Origin of the sequence: Nostoc sp. TCL26-01 (assembly GCF_013393945.1) — a bacterium.
Taxonomy (GTDB): Bacteria; Cyanobacteriota; Cyanobacteriia; order Cyanobacteriales; family Nostocaceae; genus Trichormus.
Window position 1 is genome coordinate 2,723,629 of sequence record NZ_CP040297.1, and the last position, 22,067, is coordinate 2,745,695.

At 41.8% G+C, this 22,067-nt stretch carries 20 protein-coding genes; 12 read left to right on the top strand and 8 right to left on the bottom strand.

The window, feature by feature from the left end; translation table 11 throughout:
- Window positions 1-139: 139 nt before the first annotated feature.
- On the bottom strand, window positions 140-2,482 hold the full coding sequence (locus tag FD725_RS11640; RefSeq protein WP_179048293.1) for a PhoX family phosphatase: 2,343 nt from the start codon (window positions 2,480-2,482) through the stop codon (window positions 140-142).
- Between the two features lie 416 nt (window positions 2,483-2,898).
- Between FD725_RS11640 and FD725_RS11645 the strand changes: the two genes are divergently transcribed.
- Both FD725_RS11645 and FD725_RS11650 read left to right on the top strand, forming a co-directional pair.
- A complete protein-coding gene (locus FD725_RS11645) occupies window positions 2,899-3,879 on the top strand; it encodes a glycosyltransferase family 2 protein (protein ID WP_179048294.1) in 981 nt (326 codons plus the stop codon).
- Between the two features lie 231 nt (window positions 3,880-4,110).
- Window positions 4,111-4,797 carry a PHP domain-containing protein gene (locus FD725_RS11650; protein WP_179048295.1) on the top strand — a complete coding sequence of 229 codons (687 nt, stop codon included), beginning with the start codon at window positions 4,111-4,113 and terminating at the stop codon, window positions 4,795-4,797.
- A gap of 168 nt (window positions 4,798-4,965) precedes the next feature.
- Here the strand turns inward: FD725_RS11650 and FD725_RS11655 are convergent, their stop codons facing one another.
- Together FD725_RS11655 and FD725_RS11660 are read right to left on the bottom strand one after the other, a co-directional pair.
- Window positions 4,966-5,607 (bottom strand): Uma2 family endonuclease, encoded by a 642-nt coding sequence (locus FD725_RS11655; RefSeq protein ID WP_179048296.1) that lies wholly within the window; start codon window positions 5,605-5,607, stop codon window positions 4,966-4,968.
- A gap of 25 nt (window positions 5,608-5,632) precedes the next feature.
- Complete coding sequence (locus FD725_RS11660) at window positions 5,633-6,553, bottom strand: DUF4351 domain-containing protein (protein ID WP_179048297.1); 921 nt, start codon at window positions 6,551-6,553, stop codon at window positions 5,633-5,635.
- A 212-nt stretch (window positions 6,554-6,765) separates the two neighbouring features.
- On the opposite strand from FD725_RS11660, the gene FD725_RS11665 reads away from it, so the two are divergent.
- Window positions 6,766-7,638 carry a DUF5895 domain-containing protein gene (locus FD725_RS11665; RefSeq protein WP_179048298.1) on the top strand — a complete coding sequence of 291 codons (873 nt, stop codon included), beginning with the start codon at window positions 6,766-6,768 and terminating at the stop codon, window positions 7,636-7,638.
- 110 nt (window positions 7,639-7,748) lie between these two features.
- Here FD725_RS11665 and FD725_RS11670 read toward each other — a convergent pair whose 3' ends face one another.
- The 3 genes from FD725_RS11670 to bchM form a co-directional block, all read right to left on the bottom strand.
- Window positions 7,749-8,129, bottom strand: coding sequence for a DUF423 domain-containing protein (locus FD725_RS11670; protein WP_179048299.1), 381 nt, complete (start codon window positions 8,127-8,129; stop codon window positions 7,749-7,751).
- Window positions 8,130-8,157: 28 nt separating this feature from the next.
- Complete coding sequence (locus FD725_RS11675) at window positions 8,158-8,646, bottom strand: hypothetical protein (RefSeq protein ID WP_179048300.1); 489 nt, start codon at window positions 8,644-8,646, stop codon at window positions 8,158-8,160.
- Window positions 8,647-8,873: 227 nt separating this feature from the next.
- Window positions 8,874-9,557, bottom strand: a complete 684-nt coding sequence (gene bchM / locus FD725_RS11680) for a magnesium protoporphyrin IX methyltransferase (protein ID WP_179048301.1) — start codon at window positions 9,555-9,557, stop codon at window positions 8,874-8,876.
- 276 nt (window positions 9,558-9,833) lie between these two features.
- Between bchM and FD725_RS11685 the strand changes: the two genes are divergently transcribed.
- The 3 genes from FD725_RS11685 to FD725_RS11695 all read left to right on the top strand — a co-directional run bounded on the left by FD725_RS11685 (window position 9,834) and on the right by FD725_RS11695 (window position 11,858).
- Window positions 9,834-10,391 carry a hypothetical protein gene (locus tag FD725_RS11685; RefSeq protein WP_179048302.1) on the top strand — a complete coding sequence of 186 codons (558 nt, stop codon included), beginning with the start codon at window positions 9,834-9,836 and terminating at the stop codon, window positions 10,389-10,391.
- Window positions 10,392-10,547: 156 nt separating this feature from the next.
- Window positions 10,548-11,051: a hypothetical protein gene (locus FD725_RS11690; RefSeq protein ID WP_179048303.1), complete on the top strand. Its 504-nt coding sequence runs from the start codon at window positions 10,548-10,550 to the stop codon at window positions 11,049-11,051.
- A 336-nt stretch (window positions 11,052-11,387) separates the two neighbouring features.
- On the top strand, window positions 11,388-11,858 hold the full coding sequence (locus FD725_RS11695; protein ID WP_179048304.1) for a hypothetical protein: 471 nt from the start codon (window positions 11,388-11,390) through the stop codon (window positions 11,856-11,858).
- 581 nt (window positions 11,859-12,439) lie between these two features.
- Here the strand turns inward: FD725_RS11695 and FD725_RS11700 are convergent.
- Together FD725_RS11700 and nagA are read right to left on the bottom strand one after the other, a co-directional pair.
- A complete protein-coding gene (locus FD725_RS11700; RefSeq protein WP_306296898.1) occupies window positions 12,440-12,643 on the bottom strand; it encodes a hypothetical protein in 204 nt (67 codons plus the stop codon).
- Between the two features lie 307 nt (window positions 12,644-12,950).
- Entirely contained in the window at window positions 12,951-14,111 is a 1,161-nt protein-coding gene (nagA, locus tag FD725_RS11705) for an N-acetylglucosamine-6-phosphate deacetylase (RefSeq protein ID WP_179048306.1), read from the bottom strand.
- Between the two features lie 261 nt (window positions 14,112-14,372).
- Between nagA and purE the strand changes: the two genes are divergently transcribed.
- The 6 genes from purE to rd all read left to right on the top strand — a co-directional run bounded on the left by purE (window position 14,373) and on the right by rd (window position 22,046).
- On the top strand, window positions 14,373-14,894 hold the full coding sequence (purE, locus tag FD725_RS11710) for a 5-(carboxyamino)imidazole ribonucleotide mutase (protein ID WP_179048307.1): 522 nt from the start codon (window positions 14,373-14,375) through the stop codon (window positions 14,892-14,894).
- Window positions 14,895-15,499: 605 nt separating this feature from the next.
- Entirely contained in the window at window positions 15,500-16,972 is a 1,473-nt protein-coding gene (locus FD725_RS11715) for an ammonium transporter (RefSeq protein WP_179048308.1), read from the top strand.
- Between the two features lie 457 nt (window positions 16,973-17,429).
- Complete coding sequence (locus FD725_RS11720) at window positions 17,430-19,022, top strand: ammonium transporter (RefSeq protein WP_179048309.1); 1,593 nt, start codon at window positions 17,430-17,432, stop codon at window positions 19,020-19,022.
- Between the two features lie 423 nt (window positions 19,023-19,445).
- Window positions 19,446-20,858 carry an ammonium transporter gene (locus tag FD725_RS11725; RefSeq protein WP_179048310.1) on the top strand — a complete coding sequence of 471 codons (1,413 nt, stop codon included), beginning with the start codon at window positions 19,446-19,448 and terminating at the stop codon, window positions 20,856-20,858.
- Window positions 20,859-21,000: 142 nt separating this feature from the next.
- A complete protein-coding gene (locus tag FD725_RS11730; protein WP_256871892.1) occupies window positions 21,001-21,735 on the top strand; it encodes an SGNH/GDSL hydrolase family protein in 735 nt (244 codons plus the stop codon).
- 149 nt (window positions 21,736-21,884) lie between these two features.
- Window positions 21,885-22,046, top strand: a complete 162-nt coding sequence (rd, locus tag FD725_RS11735; protein WP_179048312.1) for a rubredoxin — start codon at window positions 21,885-21,887, stop codon at window positions 22,044-22,046.
- Window positions 22,047-22,067 lie beyond the last annotated feature (21 nt).

Here is a 22,067-nt window from a genome sequence, read left to right on the forward strand (position 1 = left end):
TGACAAGAGAAATCCTGATTGAATCACTCCCCACTTTACTAGTGGGGTTTTATTTTGCTATTGGCAATCATGAAGTAAATATGGAAAAGGGACACAGCAAGGCTATGTCCCTAGAGAAAATTATTTCATCAAGATGATTTTAGATAAATCTGCCATTAGAATTTTTACGATGGATACCAATGACAGTAGGACGGGGAACGCCCGTTGCTTGACTTTTACCACCATCAGCAGTTGAGATATTGCTAGGCCAGCTACTACCACGAGGAACAGAACGAGTCTGATTGAATGTGACACCACTCAAATTCAGAAGTTCTATCTCCCGACTGAGGATAGTACCATCGTTAATTGGACAGTCTTCACCAGGATGTTGTACAGAAATAATCAGAGTATCTCCCACAAAAGTCGGCCCTGTCATTTCACAACGTACAGGCCCGTAGGCAAAGGGGAATACCTTCCCAGCATCAGCACCACTTGTCGGGATGTAGAATAACCAGTTATTCCCAAAAACGCCTGTGAAGTTGGAAACATTACCACTAGCAGAGTGATTGATAGTAGTGGGATTACGAGCAGCACCAGTATTAAAACCGTTGTGGGTGTCGGTTGACATATCTGTCACACCCCAAACATTTGCTTGATTATCAAATGCAAGGTTATCTACATTGGCAAAACCCGCACCATCTTCTGAACCGGCTTCCCCACCTTGAGCAAATCTCTGCCAACGGAAGGTTAAACCTGTACCATCAGGGCTATCTTCAATAATTTTGTACAAACCACCTGATTGTTGGGTATCGTTAGGGGCAGTACTGTATTTAGCAACTACGAAAATCCGGGAATCAGGATAACCATCACTACCGGGCGCACCATCTGTGTAAGCGATGAATACTTCTTTGGTGCGGGGATGGACTTCAATATCTTCTGGACGGGCTGTGGGAGTAGCGCCTGCTAAGTTGGCAGCTAAGAAGGCATCAACGAGTACTGCACCTTGGGAGGTGTAGAAGTCAGATAATCGCTTATTCTGATAATCTGGTAGTGAGGTTGCTTCATTGGTGCGATCGCAGCTGAATACACCACCATCACTAGTTTGACCTGCAATCCCATTGCGTCTGGGTAGTGGTAAAAGTCCATTTCTTTGTGCTGAACCCAAAGCGGCAAACTCTACAGAAGACAGTAGTGATGGTGCGATGGGATTAGTGGCAGTATTCAAGAGTAAAGGTATCCATTGACCAGTACCATCGGGATTGTAACGAGCAACATAGAGAGTCCCATTTTCCCATAAGCTGCTATTGGCTTTATTTGTGGGGGACGTAACTACACCTGTACTGACAAATTTCCAAGTGTGTCCACCACGTCTGTCATCACCTAAATATGCCACTAATCTCTTACCAGATTCAGCACGTATAGCGATGTTTTCATGGCGGAAACGACCCAACCAAGTGTGTTTGCGGGGGCGGAAATTGGAATTAACAGGATCAATTTCTACCATCCAGCCATATTTTTCCCCAACCAAGCCAAATCTCTCGCCAATGCTGCCAGAAACGTAACCTGTCTGTGTACCATCAGGCTTGACAGCTTCTTGAACAGTACCTTGGAAGTTTTCTTCAGCTGTGAGGATGGTTCCCCAAGGAGTTGTACCACCAGAACAGTTGAAAGCAGTACCAATAATTTTGTTACCTAGTCCATCAGAACTGAGGCTAAATACCTGAGTAGCGGCTAGCCCAGTACTAACAAAATAGTTATTATCACCTTGTTGATGGCTGCGACTTCCCCAAGCAGTAACGCTGCCATAACCATCAGTGCGTTGACCATTGATTGCTAACCCAGAGAGTCCGTGAAGACGACGGTTGCGAGAATCACCACTAATAACAGTAAAACGCTTTTGCGAGTTACGGCGGTCAACTCGGACAATCGAGCCACCTTGATTGTATAAAAATTCCCCGTCAACTTCTAGATTTCTGTTAGCAGGTAATGCCCAACCGATGACTGACTCAAAGGCATCAGGGAATGCTCGTAGGTCACTTGTAGAACTGAGTACTGCGCTGGCGAAGGGGAAACTTACATACTCATGGTTGACCCACAAATAGCCCGCATCATTAGTTCTACCGAGAGGAATAAAACCAGTGTAATCGCAGTTGAAGCCAAAATAGTCATCACGATTGGGAAATACGCGATCGCCCCAACTGATAATGACATAGCGATCGTATTCTGGTGGTACAACCACATCGTCAACCACGTTGTAAGTACTTAAGCTGGGATTTGCGGAGGCATTAAGTACTTGCCCCTGTCCAATTCCTGTGGGTAAAAAACTCTGCTGATGCTGATAAATTGGTAAAGGATGAGGTAAGCGTACTGGCGTAAAGCTCAATGGGGTAGTTGATGCTTCTGCAACGCTGAAAACACCATCTAGAAGTTTGTCACCCAATACCGCCGCACCAGCACTACCAGCAAAAAATACTAAAAGTTGTCTGCGACTCAATGTAGACATCAAACTTTCCTCTATTGTGACACGAGATATTTACTAGAAAGCATCTCTACAGAATTAAAGAAAAACTCAATAATCCTCGGTTTTTCTCGGATTTTAAATATCAGATTTGCTGAGTTGAACAGCAAGTTCAATCTGACTTAAGCTGCTAGAATGCAGCAAAATACTCCAAATTATAAAAATCTATGTAATGATAATTAACACTAGGTTATATATCGATTAACTGAAAATTATCAGTCTTTGAACTTATATAAAAAAGGAGTTTTGCTTCATTGATCCCTTTGGTCTGTTACGCAGGTTCAATAAATGTAAGTAAGTTGAAACGATAAAATTAAACCATGTGAAAAACAATAAACTAAGCTAAAACCCCTAAGCCAAAATAGGAACTGTGTTGAGTACCAGACTGTCTTATCCTGAAGATGAGTAGTACTGTTGTGGGTGAGACTGTGTTTATCAGCGTTGTGATACCGACTTATAATCGTCAGGCGATTTTAGAAAAATGTTTACGCGCCTTGGAAGGGCAAAAACTCAGTGCTACAAGTGCAATCAATGGTTATGAAATCGTCTTGGTAGATGATGGTTCTACTGATGGGACATTAGAATGGTTGGCAGCATACAAAGAAGACTTTCCCCATGTGAAGTGCTTTGAGCAAGATCATGCAGGGCCTGCGGCAGCAAGGAATTTAGGTGTAGAGCAGGCATCGGGGGATATAATTATTTTCATTGATAGCGATCTAGTAGTTTTAGAAAACTTCTTACAAGCTCATGCGGATGCTTTGGTGTTGGGGAAAGAGAAGTTGGGAAGCGATCGCTTTTTTACTTACGGTGCAGTTATTAATACTTGTAATTTCGCTCACCCCACCGCCGAACCTTATAAAATTACTGACTTTTCCGCAGCGTTCTTTGCTACAGGTAATGTCGCTATTCCTAAACATTGGTTAGAGCAAGCCGGACTCTTTGATACTGGTTTTCAACTCTATGGTTGGGAAGATTTAGAATTAGGTGTCAGACTAAAAAACTTAGGATTACAACTGATTAAATGTCCTGCTGCTGTCGGCTATCATTGGCATCCACCATTTAATTTAGAACAAGTCCCTAGCCTGATAGAAAAAGAAATTCAGCGCGGACGGATGGGAGTTTTATTCTACCAAAAACACCCGACGTGGGAAGTGCGAATGATGATTCAAATGACATGGTTACATCGTCTACTATGGGGACTGCTTTCTCTCAATGGTGCATTGAATGAAAAAACAATGGCTCCTTTACTGCAGTGGTTAATTAAACTGGGTAAACCTCAACTAGCTCTGGAAATTGCCAGAATTTTCCTCAACTGGTACAACGTCAAAGGTGTGTATGAGGCTTATGCTCAAGTGGGTAGAGATTACTCTCTATCTAAGTAAATAAATGCAGATTATAGAAATATTTGTGACTCATACTTATGAAGGCAATTGGAAATACTCATGTTCATCAGCATTGAGATTTGCTAACGTAGTCTTAACATATTGAAAAATTTTGCTGATGAAGCAGAAAAAATCAGAGATAGCACTATTTTAAAGTGCTAGATATGTCTTTTTTAGTGAGTGTGGCGTGCTGCTCTGTGAGGAATCAAGTATTTTTATTCAGAGGGGGTTATGGTTGTAAATTTTGCTCGGACATCTGCTTCTACCGAACTCTTAAAGCAAGTATTCCAGACAATTGATGCTCAAAGTTGTCCGAATTTATATAACTTTCATATGCACACAGTTTATTCTGATGGCAGGTTACAGCCTAATGTGTTGATGGAACAAGCGATCGCCATTGGCCTAGAGGGCTTAACAATCACTGACCATCATACTGTGGGAGGCTACGAAATAGCTCAAGCCTGGTTAGAAGATTGGAGATGGAATCATCCTGGTGTCGCTACTCCTCACTTGTGGAGTGGTGTAGAAGTGAATGCGAATCTTTTAAACATAGAGGTGCATATTTTAGCTTACGCATTCCAGCTAGAACATTCCAGCATGAGACCTTATCTGCAAAGAAAAGCGACTACAGGCCAAGAGTATGAAGCAGGTAACGTAATTGCAGCTATTCATGCAGCCGGGGGACTGGCGGTGTTAGCACATCCAGCACGTTACAAGCGATCGCTGTTTGACTTAATACCAGCAGCAGTGGAATATGGAATTGATGGTGTAGAGACATTTTACGCTTACAACAACCCTAACCCCTGGAAACCTAGCATTGTTGAATCACAACAGGTGCAAAACCTAGCCCAAGAGTATGGATTGTTCAATACCTGTGGTACTGACACCCACGGTTTAAGCCTACTGCAACGCCTGTAAAGATGCTTTTCATCCATAGAGAACTCCTGGTTTAATCAGCCAGGGGAAAAACCAATTCAAAATTCAAAATTCAAAATTCAAAATTCAAAATTCAAAATTCAAAATTCAAAATTTAAGAAATCATGATCAATGACTGTTCCCTGTTCCCTAATGACTATTGACTAATGACTATTGACTAAATTCCGATAACAACCAAGCAACAACTTGACTTTGATGCGTTTGACGAGTACGTCGGAAAGCTTCTTCTAATAGAGAAATTGCTAATCCTGGTAAAATTTGAGATTGAGTTATTCTGCGACTACCACCATTTTCTACAGCAAAAGCAATCACCTGCACTTTTTGCACATCGATAATCCAGTATTCATCTACTCCTAATTCTTCATAAAGCAGACGTTTTTCACCTTTGTCATCTGCTAGAGAACTATTTGCCACTTCAATAACTAAATTTGGTGCTGGATAATCGTCTAGGTTGATGATTCCTGTCCCCCAAGGAATAGCACCAGCATTTTCACCAATATAATAAGACACGTCAGGTTGTGCTTCTTTGAAACCTTTTTTGCGGTAAGTGCAATTATCATTGCCATTAATAGCAATACCTTTGATTGCGGCATATATGCTAACGGCAATAATCACAACTGTGTGATCTCGTGAATGATCATTCCCTATTGGTGGCATTTCAAACCTCATTTTGCCGTTGTAATAGTAGCTTTTGGCCTTGTGATAAAAAGGATTGGTGATTACCTGAATATATTCATCCCAAGTAGCTGTTAGCCAAGTGTCCGTGAGTAATTTTTTTTGTAAGTTTGTCATAATTTTAAGATGCGATCGCTAGTGTCTAACTTTCCCTCAACCAAACTTCTAAATCGGCCAGACTAGAAAAGTCTAATAGCGCTTCACCTAAATTTTCTAACTCTGCAACAGATAAACTTTGAATCTGTTCTTGTAATTGAGGCGCTAGTGAGCCAAATCGACGGCTGAGTTGGCGCATAATTAGTGACAAGGCTTCTTGCTGAATACCTTGTTGAATACCTTGTTGAATACCTTCTCTCATCCAACTGGTGACGATTTTCATAACCTCTTCCTCTTGTCTTGGTTCAATGCTAGCAAGCTGTTCTTGAAATAGGGCTTCTTCTTGAGCATTTAACTGTAGGTAAGTATCAATAAAACCAGAAATTAACTGTACTTGTGCTGGGTTCAATCCTAAAGTCGTCAGTAATTGTAACGACACTAGCTTGACTGTAGGACGTTCTTGAGCATCCATTCGCATTTTAGACATCAAAGCACTAGCTACAGGATTGTGCTGATTGACGAAATCTTGCCAATTCAGGCGATTTAATTGGATGACTCGATAATTAAATTCCAGCACAGTCCAACCAGGAAACTCAAGCCGATAATTCTCTGGTTCTAGAGTTTTTGGTGAGTCATGGGAATAAATGACGATAGGATATATGGGGAGAGCGAATTTTTCGTGTAAGCGTGCGAAGTAAGTAAACATTCGTCTATTGAACCCAGCTTCAGCAGAGGATTGATGCTCTATGTGAATGATAAAAAGAGCATTTTGATTTCTGAAAGAGGCTTTCACAACTAAATCGACGATTTTACGTTCCCCTTCGGTAACGTCAGTCAGTACCTCTTGCGGTAAAAATTCGATGGAATCAGGGTTCCAATAGGCGCTGATATCAGGAAAAAAGAGTTCGATAAACTCTGGCAAGAAGTTGCTGAGTAGTTCTTTAAACAGGCGATCGTGGTCAATCATTTAGTAATTTTAGCGGATTTATCGGCATTATTAGCCATAAATGCTGATAAAGCAGAAGTGAATCTGTTGTAAAAAAAACAAAATAGGGATTGCAACATAGATTGATTCTGCTTTAATCTGGAAGGACAACAAACCAGTTAAGTAGACTGGTGTTTTTGTGTCGGCGCTCTGTTGACAAACTTGTTTAGCAAAATACCCTGTAGCCTAAAACGATGAAAGCATCTGCTAAGTTCGACTTTGAGGACGAAAAATTTAATGCACCACCTTCTCAAGTCATCCCTTGGTGTCAGATGATTAACCCTCGACACAGCACAGATGGTATTCAAAACTACGGTTTAGCAATAAAATTAGATAATGCTCAGGCTGTTGGTTTTCAGCCTGATAAAAATTGGCAGAAAGTAGAACACGAATTTAGCTCTGGTGTGGAGACAGTTTATATCACAACCACTCCCCGGATAGTAATTGTGCGACGAGGGCCTTTATCAGTTAAAGATAGAGAAACTGGGATTAAACTTGGCACACTCAAAGAAAATTATGATGCGTTTTTAGCAGACAAACTTAAGTTTAAAACTTTTACACGCTACTTAATTTTCTTAGTAGATGAAAATAAAAAGTTTTTACATGATACACCTCTGCAATTAACTCTTAATGGTGCAGCAGGTGCAAGTTTTAGTAAAACCTATTGTGAATTTCAACAAGGCAAAATAGTCAGTGGGTTTGTGTCCGAATTAGAAAGAGCTTACGCTGTCTATCGTAAACAGCCAGTGACACCAAAAGGCCCTCTATTTCATGCTCACGGGATTTTCTGTCCCATTGTTGAATGTGAAGAAAGAGGGATTGAACCGAATACAGTTTTGGTGGCTTCAACTGTAGACTATGAACATCCAACAGTTAGCAATTTAACCAACTATCTGATTGCTTCTGATGCACCAGAATCGATGATTATTTGTAAAGCTTTTGAAGATTACAAAGATTTTGGTAAGGAACCAGTGAGAACAGAAACTGCACCCAAGATGGCAATGGCTGGAGTTTCTAGTTCTTATGTGTATCCCGATGAAGATGATTTTGGTTACCCACCATATTAAATCAGTGAACAGTTATCAAGCGTAAGTAGGTGGGTGGGGAAATTTTATAACTTGCTAAATCATCTCTCGATTCAGCAACGCCAAAATCTGAGTACGGGGGTGTTAACGCTTCAAAACTTGATGCTGAAAGCAGAGACAGCTAAAGCACCCCAGGCTAGGAGAAAGGCGACACCGCCGAGGGGAGTAATTGCTCCTAAGATTTTGATGCCAGTTAGACTCAAGGCATATAAACTGCCAGAAAATATGATGATACCAATGATAAACAACCACCCACTAGCGATTAATGTGGTTGGTGGTGATTCTATGCGACTAATGAGAATAGCAACTAACAAGAGCGCTAGAGCGTGGTACATTTGGTAACGAGCGCCAACTTCAAAGATTTCTAGCGATCGCTCACTAACTTTTTCCCGTAAGGCATGGGAAGCGAAAGCCCCACAGGCAACAGACAAACCACCTAAAACGGCAGCTACGCTCAAAAAAATCTGTGTCATGAGACTTAGTGGTCAATAAATGAGATAATTAGACATCAAAATGGTATGATACTGCTCCTTCTTCATTGACCTGAAAATTAGCGTTGAATTCTTTAGCTTTATCATCTAAATATTGCCTAGCGACAGTTGCAGGTAATTGAGACTGCATCGCAAAACCTAAAACAGTCACTCGTCCTTGATTTTCTTGAATCATTTCATAAAAAGTAGATTGTAGGCGATCGCTCATTTGCTGCTGAAGGGCCTTTTTGGAGTTTCTGTTTTGCAAATATAGTGCTACCCCCAGCCACGAACCCACAATCATAGTAGGAACGCCAAATATTAATCCTTGAGTAGCAGTATTATCCAGTAAATTCAACGCATCCCTATTTATATAATCCTTCACCAACTCCTCATTTTCACCAGTAGCGATCGGTTTAAGCATGGTATTTCTCTGAATCACCGCAGAGGTTGATAGTGTCAAAAACATGAATCCGAGTGTTAATAGCCAACCTGCGGCTAACTTTTCAGCAGTCTTCATAATGCCACTTCAGATTTAAACTTTGCTTGTGATTTTAACTTCACTTTGGGGGGAGTGGGAAGATGAGAGTATGGGGGGATGGGGGAAATCAATTCAAAATTCAAAATTCGTCTTGGAAAGTTTGCTCAACGGGGGAAACCCCCACACGCAACTTTCCGCAAAATTCAAAATTGAGAATCATCACTCCTGACTCCCCCTCATCACTCATCACTCAGGACTCAGCACTCTTAACGTGTTGCTTCTAATATGCGCGAGAAGTAGAAACTGGTTTTAGTAAAGGCTTTTCTTTGGATAGTAAAGCCGTTGCTTTCCAGGATTTTGATCACATCGGCTTCTCGGTGGAGGTAGGCGCGGGTGGCTTTACTAGGACCGGGAAAAAAGTTACCAATTTTTTTGAGTAAAGCTAAGGCACAAGTTTTGGGGGCAAAACTGAGGATAATTCTAGATTGTGATAAAGAACAGAGGTGAGAAATCATCTCATCAGCTTTTTCTTGGGGGTAGTGGATGAGGACATCCAAACAAATGACAGTGTGATAATTCCCACTCAAAGATTCTAAATCTTGGACGGCAAAGGTAGGATTTTCGGGATTGCCGATCGCCTCTAAGGCTCTTTGTTTGCCTTCTTCGACCATTTTTTCCGAAATATCGCTGGCATAGACCTTTGCGCCTGCTGTAGCCAGGGGAATGCTGAGACTACCCACACCACAACCAGCATCGCAGATTGACAAATCGGCTAAATTGCCATCATTTGTTAACCAGCCGATGACAGTATCCACAGTTTGCTGGTGACCGTTACGGATGTCAAGTTGGACTTTGTTAACTTCGCCATCCCCATAAATCCGTCTCCATCGATCAAACCCTGTGGAATTAAAATACTCACGAACAATAGTCTTATCGTCGGCTGCGTTCATAAACTTTGATTTTTAAGGGTTCCCAATCCTTAAAGTTATCATTGATGCGAGCCGCTCTCACAGATTTTTAGCAATGGATATTTTAGGTTGATTGTCTCAGAAAATTTAACACATTAACGAATTCGCAAACATTAACACCAAAAGACTTTACATCTCGTCGCCTCTGATGAATGCCGACTTACTCAAACCAAATATACCTCTTGTGGCTGGAATATTTTGTCTGGAGTCTTCGTTACTAGAAATACAAACAGCTCATCTTTGGGAGAGATAAGTTAAATGTCTAAATCAAATACTTTCAAAGGCTTCCCCCAATTCGGCATACTGTTAACATCTGTTGCAGTGATGGGACTTGCCACATCGGCTTTCGCCAGCACAGATGGTTTGGCAAAAATCGATCAGGCAAAGAGATTGAATAATTCTGAGTTGCTGATTGCTCAACCTCAACGCCAACCCCAACGTCAACGTCCTCTCAGAGAAAATCAAGCATTTTCCCAGGCGCTAGCGAGTGCAGAAACAGCATTGGGAAATGCCACAGCTGCGGCTAAATCAGAAGCAATTGGTGGGCCCAAAAAAGGCGCTCTAGCTGAATCCATTGCTAAAGCCACATCCTTAATAGGTAATGCCACAGCTCTTTCTAGTTCAACGGCTGTTAGCGACAAAAGAGCAGCCGCTAGATCACTATCTCAAGCAGAAACCGTTCTTGGTGATGCGTTGGCCATAGCGCAATCAGATGCTGTTAGTGGGCCTGGCAAACCAGCTATTGCTCAATCATTAGCCAGTGCAAAAACAGCTGTAGGTAACGCAACTGCTATTGCTGAGAGTAGCGCTCGATAAGGTTAATCAAGCAACTATTTGCAAATAAACATTTGCTAGCACAATTCCATCTAGAAAGCGTTATTTTCACAGGGGTTGAGAGGGCGCGTCTAACCCTTAAATTTAGCAGCTAAGATGGGCAAACCCTCTCAGTTTTTAAATCAGGAGATAAGCAGGATGAACAACAATCGCTTAAGTAATGCAACTGCTTTAGCGATGGGCTTGCTGGTAATTTTTTCAGGTCAGGCATTATCATTCTCTCTGAATCACCAAGAGTTGAACAATAGCAAGGGAGCAAATCACTCCCAGTTCATGATTGCTCAAGAGAATGTATCGGTGAGCGTTGCTGTTGCTGTTGCCACGAAGGTATTAAATCGAGCCGTTAGTGTGGCGGAAACGGTAGTCAAGACTACTCCAGTCAATGTCCGGCCTGAGTATAGAGATATTGTCTTACCGAGGCTGCGGCAAGCCCAACAATCAATGGCTAAAGCGGAAACTTCAGCCAAGAAGGGAGATAATGCCCAAGTGGCTTCAGCTGTATCTCAAGCTGTCAGCTTTATGGGTGAGGCGGCTGCTTATGCTAAGGCTGATGCTGGTACTGTGCAAGCCATTACTCAAGCTATTACTAAAGCCAATGAAGCTCAAGCTAAAGCTCAAGGTCAGACTAAGGGACTAGTCTAAAGACTAGCAATTCCTAAAGTAAGTGAGGTACAAGGTTAATAATTTTAAACGCAGAGGGGCGCGGAGGAAAGCGCAGAGGAGTGTAGCGGATTTCTACTTAGCTTAGTGCCTTAGTAGATCAGGAAAAGCTATATAGTCTAACGCAGGGCTTTTTCAGAAAGTTATCGGGGGGAAGTCAAAAGTCAAAACTATTCAACCCCTAGCGACGAATAAAAAACTTTTTCTTCCCCTACACCCCTACCAAATCAGTTAACAGTTATCAGTTACCAGTTAAAACATTCACTGTTCACTGTTCACTGTTTACACCCCTACACCCATGATTTCTGAAGAGTATCTATGAAACTTTCTCTGATTTTTATCGCTTGTGCAGCTTTCATAGTTGCTGGTAATAGTGTGTATGCAGTCGATAACATCAACCACAATTATCAACGCTCTATTGTCTATTCTCACAAGGCTAGTCATAGCATTATGGCTAGCAGTTCACCTGATTACCAAATCAGTAGCGTTACTATCAGTGCTGCTAATCTCAGACAACCACATATCCTGAGCATTAGTACATCAGGCTCTGGATTACAAGGTGATCTGACCTATGATGGTAAAGTGATTCAGCAAATCAAAGGCCGAGGGGTTGAGCTGAATCTAGCACCCTATCTTTCTGTTGGACAACACCAACTCAAAATCTCTACCCGTTATTTTCCTGAATCAGCTTCTGTGAGCGTTAGGTTTACAGGCCCAGGTGTGAGTGTGAGTCAGCAAACTAGTGCTAGTGGAGTTTTAAACTACATTCTCAATATCAGTGTGAGCTAAATTTGCTCTGGCAGAGCAATCTCTCAGCAATAAACCTCTAGAGAAAAGTAATTAAAATTAATTATTCGTAGCAAAGTAATATTTTACTATTTTTTAATATTGTTCTACAATCCGATTTAGATATTAATCTAAGTGAAGACAGAAACATCAAAGTATGTATAACCAAGGTGTTCCATTTACCAGAAAAGGCAGACGCTTAAGTGCAGGTGGAAGAAGACAAAATACAGTCCAGAGATACGATATTCCACTGGTGGAAGCAGCTAGACGTTTGTGTATGGATCAAAGCAATCTTTTCATAGCACTACAAACAGGACAAATCCCTACTCTCAAAAAGAATGGAGGAACGCTAGTCGGTGATGGAGCCTTCAAGGAATACCAATCGAGAAAACATCTTGGATCGACTTTTCGTTACTAGAGTGATAAAAACCCCAGATCAAATGCTGGGGTTAATGCTCAAAATCCGAATCAAGATGAAAGATAGCGAGAACAACGAAATCAAAAAATTTTCCACGTAGGTTGCACAGTACATAAAAAATAAGGGTCAAAATTACAACTTTCAATAGTAAGTTTTGCCAAATCCTTTATGCCAAGCGTGCAATGGCTAAATCTCTGATCAACTCAGTTCTGGATGATAGATAAGTACTGACAGTATGAATTTCTTCAGTATTGAGTACAGTTTTGCTATCAATCTGTCTCAACAACTGTTTGACTAAATCTGTATCGTTAAGTTCAAGAAGCGTGGTGGACTGGGTTTGTTCCACAACAGACCAAAGTAAACGTAACATCTTGGTGTTCACAGGGCATACCCTCATGACTATGGCTCTAAACTCTGGTTCAATGCAGATTAGTACTGCAAAGAATCTAAAGAAAATCTTAAATTATAAATCTAAAGAAAATCTTAAATATTACAAAAGTTCACTATTTAGATGGAAATCTAAACAAAATTTAGTTATTAGTCAATAGTCATTAGTCAATAGTCATTAGTCAATAGTCATTAGTCAATAGTCATTAGTCATTAGCATTTCTTCTTCTCCCCTGCTTCCCCTGCCTCCCCTGCCTCCCCTGCCTCCCCTGCCTCCCCTGCACCCCTCCCTATGATGTGAGTAATCGTTGCCAAGTTAGTTGTTTGGTGTTCTTGCTCCAGTGCCAGTGTAATAAATCAGATGATTTATTCGCGGTAATTACTGGTAAGTTAATTGCTTGTCTGGGTGCGTTGGTTGCTAGGGCGATCGCTGTTTCTACGTCGCAGATATCCCACTTTAATAAGTTTTGTACTCCTACAAGTAAGGGTAAAGTCGTCCCTGATAAAGTGCCGTCGGGTAATCGAGCTGTACCATTTTTGACTTCTATTTGCCGACTATCCCAAGGATACACACCATCTGGTAGCCCTAGTGGTGAGAGGGCATCGCTGACAAGGAACAATCCTTGGCTAGCACGAAGTAAAATTTGCAGCATGATCGGCGTGATATGCTGACCATCAGCAATGAAACCGCACATAACATGAGGATTGGTAATAGCTGCACCTAATAATCCTGGTTCGCGGTGGTGTAAGGGAGGCATGGCATTAAAGGCATGAGTAACCATTGTTGCCCCTTGTTGAAAAGCATTTTGTGCTTGGGCTGCGGTTGCTTGGGAATGACCTAAACTGACGGCAATTCCCAAAGAACGCAAATATGGAATGACTTCTCCAGTAGGATCTAACTCTGGTGCTAGGGTGATGATTTTAACGACATGGGCATAGTCACCCAAAACCCGCTTTACTTGATCAATTGTTAAGGGTAATAAATACTCTGCCGGATGTGCGCCACGCTTCTGGTAATTTAAGAATGGGCCTTCTAGATGTACGCCTAATACTTGCGAACCTGTGATTTGACTAGGGATAAAATCGGCAATCACAGCTAGCGATCGCTGGATATTTTCTACTGATGTGGTAACTAGTGTGGGTAAAAATCCATCCACACCCACATCCCATAAAAATTTGCAGATTTTCTCCAACATATGTGAATTTTCCGCCGCCAAATCGGGAAATGCTAAACCCAAAGCGCCATTAATCTGCAAATCCACACCTCCCAAAGAAACCCAGTCTCCCCCGACATCCAATATTTGTATATCCTGTGGTGGCACTCGGTTGTATTCTTGATCCATCGGCAAAATCTGCTCAATCATCCCTTCCTGATTCACCAAAACCATCTGCAAATCTTGGTAGCCAGGAATTCGTGCATTGATAATATTTACTGGTTTGGTATTAGTCATTGGTCAATAGTCATTTAGTCAATAGTCAATAGTCAATAGTCATTGGTCATTAGTCATTGGTCATTAGTCATTGGTCATTAGTCAATAGTCATCACTCCCCCACTCCCTCACTCCCCCACTCCCTCACTCAGCACTCAGCACGGGCTGAACGCCCCGCTTCCGCTAACAGCACTCAGCACTCAGCACTCCCCCACTCAGCACTCTCTTCTGCACTCAATATGAGATGATAATTGCAAACCTCGGTAAAAATTTTAAATCTCTATGGCTCCTTTGGTTGGCATTATTATGGGCAGTGATTCAGATTTGCCGACGATGAAAGATGCGATCGCTATTTGTGATGAATTTGGTGTGGAAAATGAGGTGGCGATCGTTTCTGCCCATCGTACACCAGAACGGATGGTGGAATATGCTAAACTTGCTCACCATCGGGGTATTAAGGTAATTATTGCTGGCGCTGGTGGTGCTGCTCATCTGCCGGGAATGGTAGCATCATTGACTCCTTTGCCTGTAATTGGTGTTCCTGTCCCGACACGTAATCTACAAGGTGTGGACTCTCTATATTCAATTGTGCAAATGCCTGCGGGTATCCCTGTAGCTACAGTAGCTATTGGTAATGCCAAAAATGCTGGACTCTTAGCAGTACAAGTCCTGGCAACTCAGCAACCAGAATTGTTAGTCAAAATTCAACAATACCGACAAACCTTATCTAATTCAGTGATGGCAAAGCAAGCAAAACTGGAAGAACTCGGTTATCAACAGTATTTAAAACAAGAATTTTCTTAAAAATCCCTATTTCCTTGTGGGTAAGGATTTATTTCTGGGTTTAAGAGGATGTTTGAAAAGTATGGGGCGAATATAATTCGCTACTACACAGGCAAAGTCTGCCTCCGCAGACTAATACAAAATCAAGGATTTCCAACCCACGGAGGTGGGTTTTGTCTGTGTAGACGCGATTTCTAATCGCCCATAAGAGTAACATATTAGACTTTTCAAACAACCTCTAAAGCCCAGTTTAAATTTTGTATATAAATTTAATAATCTGATCTCTAACTGTAACCGTATATCTAGAATTGCTGACATGGTAGGACATTTAAGTCATTGGCTTAACCAGTTGTCATAGATAAACAGTCACGCTAGCTGACAAAATGTATTGAAGAATACAGAATTAATGTTCGAGTAAATAGACAATCAATCAAATTTACTGGCGAATTTACCTAAGCCTTAAACCCATAGCAAAAGTTTTTGATATTTAAAACTGCGTTAGTCCAAGAAAAAAACTGCATAAATATTGTGTAAAAATCAGCTACTTTTTTGGCAGTAAACTAGACTTATTGCAACGAATTTTCTCATAATACTAATTTAACTTTTCCAGGAGGAACAAATCATTAATGAATCAGCAAATTCGACCTTGGCAACGCTTGCTGGCGCTGGCAATTGGTTCGATGATTTTTGCAGTTTTTGCTCCGGTGATTGTCCAAGCAGCTGCGCCTCCAAGCGTACAGTCTTTATCAGAAACTACGACAAAGCTACAAATCTCTATTGATACTACTTGGGTATTACTCACAGGCTTTCTCGTCTTCTTCATGCAAACTGGCTTTGCGATGTTAGAAGCAGGTTTGATTCGACAAAGAGGCGTGGTTAATGCTCTATTAGAAAATTTTATTGATGCGGCTGTCACTATTTTGGCTTGGTGGGCTGTGGGCTTTGGTATCGCCTTTGGAACAAGTGCTGGTGGTTTGTTTGGCATGGATACCTTCTTTTTAAGTCAGCTACCAGGCGCTGATGGTAGTTATCCCTTGGGTGCGCCTGGTTCGACAGCAGCCATCAACACATATACTTTGTTCTTTTTTCAGTTTGCCTTTGCGGCTACGGCCAGTACAATCACGACTGGTTCTATGGCTGGTAGAACAGACTTTATTGGTGACTTAATATACAGTGCAATTATGGGTGCAATCAGCTATCCCATCATTGTTCACTGGGCATGGAATACTAATGGTTGGTTAGCCAAACTGAGTTATCACGACTTTGCTGGTAGTTCTGTAGTGCATAGCGTTGGTGGCTGGACGGCTTTAGTTGGTGCATATTTATTAGGGCCTCGTCCTGGACGTTCTGGGTGGGGAACTCTACCACCAGCCCACAATTTAGGTTTGGCAACTTTAGGAACCATGATTTTGTGGTTTGGCTGGTACGGTTTTAATCCTGGTTCAACTCTTGGTACTGGCAATCCAGGCTTGATTGGCTTGGTCACAATTAATACCACACTATCCGCAGGTGCAAGCACCCTGACAACGATAATTTTCCAATATATTCGCACTGGCAAATGGGATTTAGTCTATTGTTTAAATGGTTCTTTGGCTGGATTAGTGGCAATTACAGCCCCTTGTGCTTATGTCGCTCCTTGGGCTGCTGTATTAATTGGGTTGACAGGTGGAATTTTAATGGTTTTGGGGATCGATTTAATTGAATCACTGCATATTGATGACCCAGTAGGAGCATTTTCTGTACACGGCATTAATGGCATGATGGGTACTCTGTCCATTGGCTTTTTAGGACAACCACAACTAACTCTCAATCAAAAGGCTGGGTTATTTTTAGGTGGTGGTGTTCATTTACTTGGTGTACAAATTTTAGGTGTAATTTCAATAGCAGTTTTTTCAGTTGCTTTTAGCTTTTTAATGTTTGCTGGTCTGAAAGCAATTGGACGATTGCGAGTTGATGCTGAAGCAGATCGTATTGGTATCGATGTCTATGAACATGGTACGACGGTGTGGCCTGACATTTATCCAGTTGAAGAATTTGTGGAAGAAGAAGATAAAAATCGTAGTCAGTCTCCCGGAGTAGGAGCTTTTGATCCTGAATAGAAGTTTAAAGCTCCTATCTTAGTAAATGTAATTATACGGTAGTTAGAGTATGTTGCTTCATTGCTTACTACTCTCTACCGTATTTTTTATGCAGATGATATTGAGTGTGGGGTTTTAGCTGAAAGGAGTATGAGCTAATTCAAAATACGCTTTGCTAGCGAAAGCTGCATTGAAGTGAAACATCAAAGGCAAACAGAATTAAAATGAAGAATTAATGAAGAAAATATGACTATTGGTAAAATAATACATCATAATTTCTTCGGAATTACTACAAAAAACATTTACAAAGTACCATTTATTTTCTAAACTCCTATTTAAGTTAATTGAGTTGCCGTAGGCAAATAAGTAGTCTCAATTAAAAACATCGAAATCTACTGATTTTCGCTTAAACAGCAGTTTTTTTAACTCAAACCGTGATTTGCCGCTAAAGATAGTTGGAAGGTTAGTGATCAGACTCATGTACCAACAGAAATCTAGAATAAAAAATCGGCGTTTTTCTACAAGGAATTACGCTAAAGGCAGACAATCTATTTCGCAAAACAAGATAGTTAATTTAGTTAAACGCCTATCTCCCACTTGGCAAGCTTGCTTACCCTTGGCTTGTTTGATTGTCTTGGGTTGGAGTTATGTGGCAGTTGCCCAAGCCCCAGCCGCCGGACCCACAACAGGAGACTTGAAAGTAGCTTTAGATACATTGTGGGTGGCGATCGCTGCATTTTTGGTATTCTTTATGAATGCTGGTTTTTGTATGCTAGAAACCGGCTTCTGTCGCCAAAAAAATGCTGTTAACGTCCTGGCCAAAAACCTGATTGTGTTTGCGCTATCAACTGTGGCTTTTTGGGCTATTGGTTTTGGTTTGATGTTTGGCGATGGCAATGATTTCATTGGCTGGAATGGGTTTTTCCTGGCAGGGGCAGATAACAGTCCGGCTGTTGGAGATGCTTACAAAGGTGTGTTTAGTGCGCTTAACTGGACTGGTGTACCTTTAGCTGCTAAATTTTTGTTCCAGTTGGTGTTTGCTGGAACCGCAGCGACCATTGTTTCTGGTGCAGTGGCTGAAAGAATCAAGTTTGTTGACTTCTTAATTTTCAGTCTCTTACTTGTCGGTATTGCTTACCCTATCACCGGACACTGGATTTGGGGTGCTGGCTGGTTGGCTGACATGGGTTTTTGGGATTTTGCTGGTTCCACTGTTGTCCACTCTGTAGGTGGTTGGGCAGCTTTGATGGGTGCAGCTTTTCTGGGGCCCCGTATCGGCAAATACCAAGATAAACAAGTGGTGGCGCTACCCGGTCATAATATGAGCATTGCCACCTTGGGTTGTTTGATTCTCTGGTTGGGTTGGTTTGGTTTTAACCCCGGTTCTGTGATGGCTGCTGACCCTAATGCCATTACTCACATTGCTCTGACGACTAATATGGCTGGTGCAGTTGGTGGTATTGCTGCCACTATTACGGCTTGGATATATTTGGGCAAACCAGACTTGTCGATGATTATCAACGGTATTTTGGCTGGTTTGGTGGGTATTACGGCTGGTTGTGCCTATGTTAACGTTCCCAGTTCCATTGTCATTGGACTAATTGCGGGTATCTTGGTTGTCTTTTCTGTACCATTTTTTGACAAACTTGGTATTGATGACCCAGTAGGCGCTACCTCTGTTCACCTTGTTTGTGGTATTTGGGGTACATTGGCTGTCGGTCTATTCTCTGTCGGCCCTGGTGGCTATTCTTGGATGGTTGACGTAGCAGGTAAGCCAGTAGGCCCCCACGGTTTATTCTTCGGAGGTGGGTTAAGTTCACTCATCCCCCAAGTAGTTGGTATTGTCTCGGTTGGGGGAATTACTGTTCTTCTTAGCACTGTCTTTTGGTTGGCACTAAAAGCGACATTGGGTATTCGAGTTAGCCGAGAAGAAGAATTTGAAGGTTTAGATATTGGCGAACATGGCATGGAAGCCTACAGTGGATTCCTAAAAGAAGCCAGTCCCAGTGGATTTGGAGAAAGCCATAAACCTGCTGGTTACTCTCAAAGTGATGATTTATCTATTACTTGATAAATATTGCATCTGTTGATTGTTTTTCTGAGATAAATCCACCTCTTATTTAAACTCTTTAGAGTAACGTAAGAGGTGTTTTTTTGCTCAAATTTGATAATTTTTAACTTATTTAACGTGAGTCTTGAACGAAGACTCACGTTATTTAGTGTGTCATTAGTGTGTAAATAGCTATCAAAAAAACACATCAAGCATTGATTTAGATGTAAATCATATGAACTTTCTTAAAAAATAAAATGTAAAGCTTGCATTAGTAACATTTTAAATTCATAAGTTGCAACTATAATTAGGATGATTTTTTGTTGAACTTGGCCAAAAACTAATTCCAAGTAGTTTGTCAAACAAAAATCTGTGACAAAAAGTAATGAAAGGTAACTTAATATACAAAGTTACTGGTCGTCAGGGAGAAAGGGATCAATAGAAGTGTTGAAGAAAGTTTTGATGATAGGGGCTATGACGCTGTTGCTGTTTGCATGGCCTCTGATAGGTGATGCGTTGGCGCAAGCACCAGCTACTCCTCCAGCTGCGGATACGGGAGATACAGCATTTATGTTAGTGTCATCAGCGCTAGTCTTGTTGATGACACCAGGATTAGCGTTTTTCTATGGTGGATTTGTGCGATCGCGCAATATTCTCAATACACTAATGATGAGTTTTGTATTGATGGCGATTGTCGGTGTCACCTGGATTTTGTGGGGTTATAGTCTGTCCTTTGCACCAGGATTGCCATTTATCGGTGGCTTACAGTGGTTTGGGTTGAACGGTGTCGGGTTAGAGACGACTGATTATCTCAAAGGTTCAGCACCAGCAGAGGTGGTTTCCTATGCGGCAACCATTCCCCATCAGGCATACATGATCTATCAAGCCATGTTTGCCATTATTACACCTGCTTTGATTTCTGGAGCGATCGCCGAGCGGATGAGCTTCCGAGCTTATAGTTTGTTTGTACTGCTGTGGTCAACCTTTGTTTACACCCCTCTAGCTCACATGGTTTGGGCTAAGGGTGGATTCTTGGGTTTATACGGTGGTTTAGGCGCTCTTGACTTTGCTGGGGGGACAGTTGTACATATTAGCTCTGGGGTTTCTGCTTTGGTAGCAGCCATTGTCTTGGGGCCACGGAAAACTCACCCCGACCGTCTCAGTCCTCCCCACAATGTACCATTTATTTTATTAGGTGCAGGTTTGCTGTGGTTTGGTTGGTTCGGCTTCAATGCTGGTAGTGCTTTATCGATTGCTAGCGGTACTTCTGGTAACTTAGTCACTAACCCAGCTACCACAGCTTTTGTTGCTACCAATACCTCAGCCGCCGCCGGGGCTTTAATGTGGCTAATTTTGGAAGGATTTTTACGTGGTAAACCCACAGCTGTTGGTGCGGCGACAGGCGCAGTTGCTGGTTTAGTAGGTATCACCCCAGCCGCCGGTTTTGTTACACCTCTAGCAGCAATTTTGATCGGTTTTATCACAGCTGTTGTTTGCTTCTATGCTGTTAGTTTCAAACATAAGCTGAATATCGATGATGCTTTAGATACCTACCCTGTTCATGGTGTTGGTGGAACAGTAGGGGCAATTCTCACAGCTGTTTTTGCTACCGTGGAAGTTAACTCAGCAGGTAAAGATGGTGTATTGCGGGGTAACTTTGGAGAGTTAGGTGTGGAACTAGCAGCAATTCTCGTTGCCTATGTGATTGCGGCTGTTGGCACTTGGATTATTCTCAAGGTAATTGATGCTACTGTGGGCTTGCGGGTAAAAGAAGAAGCGGAATATCAAGGTCTAGATATTAACGAACACGGGGAAGAAGGTTACAATTCTGAGTTTAGCGATCGCATTGTGCCGTAATAATTCCGTAAACTAGTGCCATTCTTCCGTGAGCGATTTACAATTTGAGTCAAATCATTGGTAGATGTCGCTAGTTGTGTCCACTTCTGCAAAACGCTTTCCTATCTGGGCTTTTTTCTCACTGGTATCCAACGGACTACTGATGGTAGCAGTCATCCTGCTAATTTGGCAACAGCAGAAATTGTCCGCCTTTTTTCGTCATACTCCTCCCCCAGTACCAGTGAGTCAAGCTCAAGCTGTTGCACCAGAGTTAGGCCCTCGTCACCAACTCACTTATCAACAATGGGTGGATATTCTCAAACAAGAAGCCAAAGTGGCAACGGAGAAACGTCCCCAGCATTTAACTATACTGGTGGGAGATTCTTTAAGTCTGTGGTTTCCGGTTGAGTTATTACCTGAAGATAAAAATTGGCTCAATCAAGCAATTTCCGGCGAAACCAGCAATGGATTGCGACAGAGGTTGAATCTGTTTGATAATACTCAACCAGAGGCAATTTTTTTAATGATTGGGATTAATGACCTGATTCGTGGTGTGGGTGATGAGGTAATTTTAGATAATCAGCAACAGATGATGAATTATTTACGAAAAACCCATCCCCAAGCCAAAATTTTTGTCCAGTCAATTTTGCCCCACGGAGGAGAGGAGGCAACTTGGGAAGGACGAGAAAAACTATTAGCTATTCCCAATAGTCGCATCCGACAATTAAATCAGCAAATTCAAAATATCGCTACTAAAGAAGGTGTAAGATATCTCGATTTATATTCTTTATTTACTAATCAAAAAGGTAATCTTCGTCAGGAATTCACCACCGATGGCTTGCATTTAAGTCCGGCTGGATATTTAGTTTGGCGCACTGCGTTAAAATTGTCTCAGTAAGGTGAGTGAGAGAGTGAGAGAGTGCTGAGTGCTGAGTGCTGAGTGAGGGAGTATTGACGAATGACTAATGACTAATGACCAATGACTAATGCCTGTTACCTGTCACCTGTTCCCTATTCCCTATTACCGCAATTAGCTGAGGGGAAGTTATGATAACTCATGTATGTTCTGCTTGCGGCTACGAATATGATCCAGAAGTAGGTGACCCGGATAGCGGTATACCTCCAGGAACGGTTTTTGAAGATATACCAGAAGATTGGGTATGCCCAGTTTGCGGGGCGACAAAAGATTTATTTGAACCAGCAGATTAAACGTACTAGCCTAGAGATTAG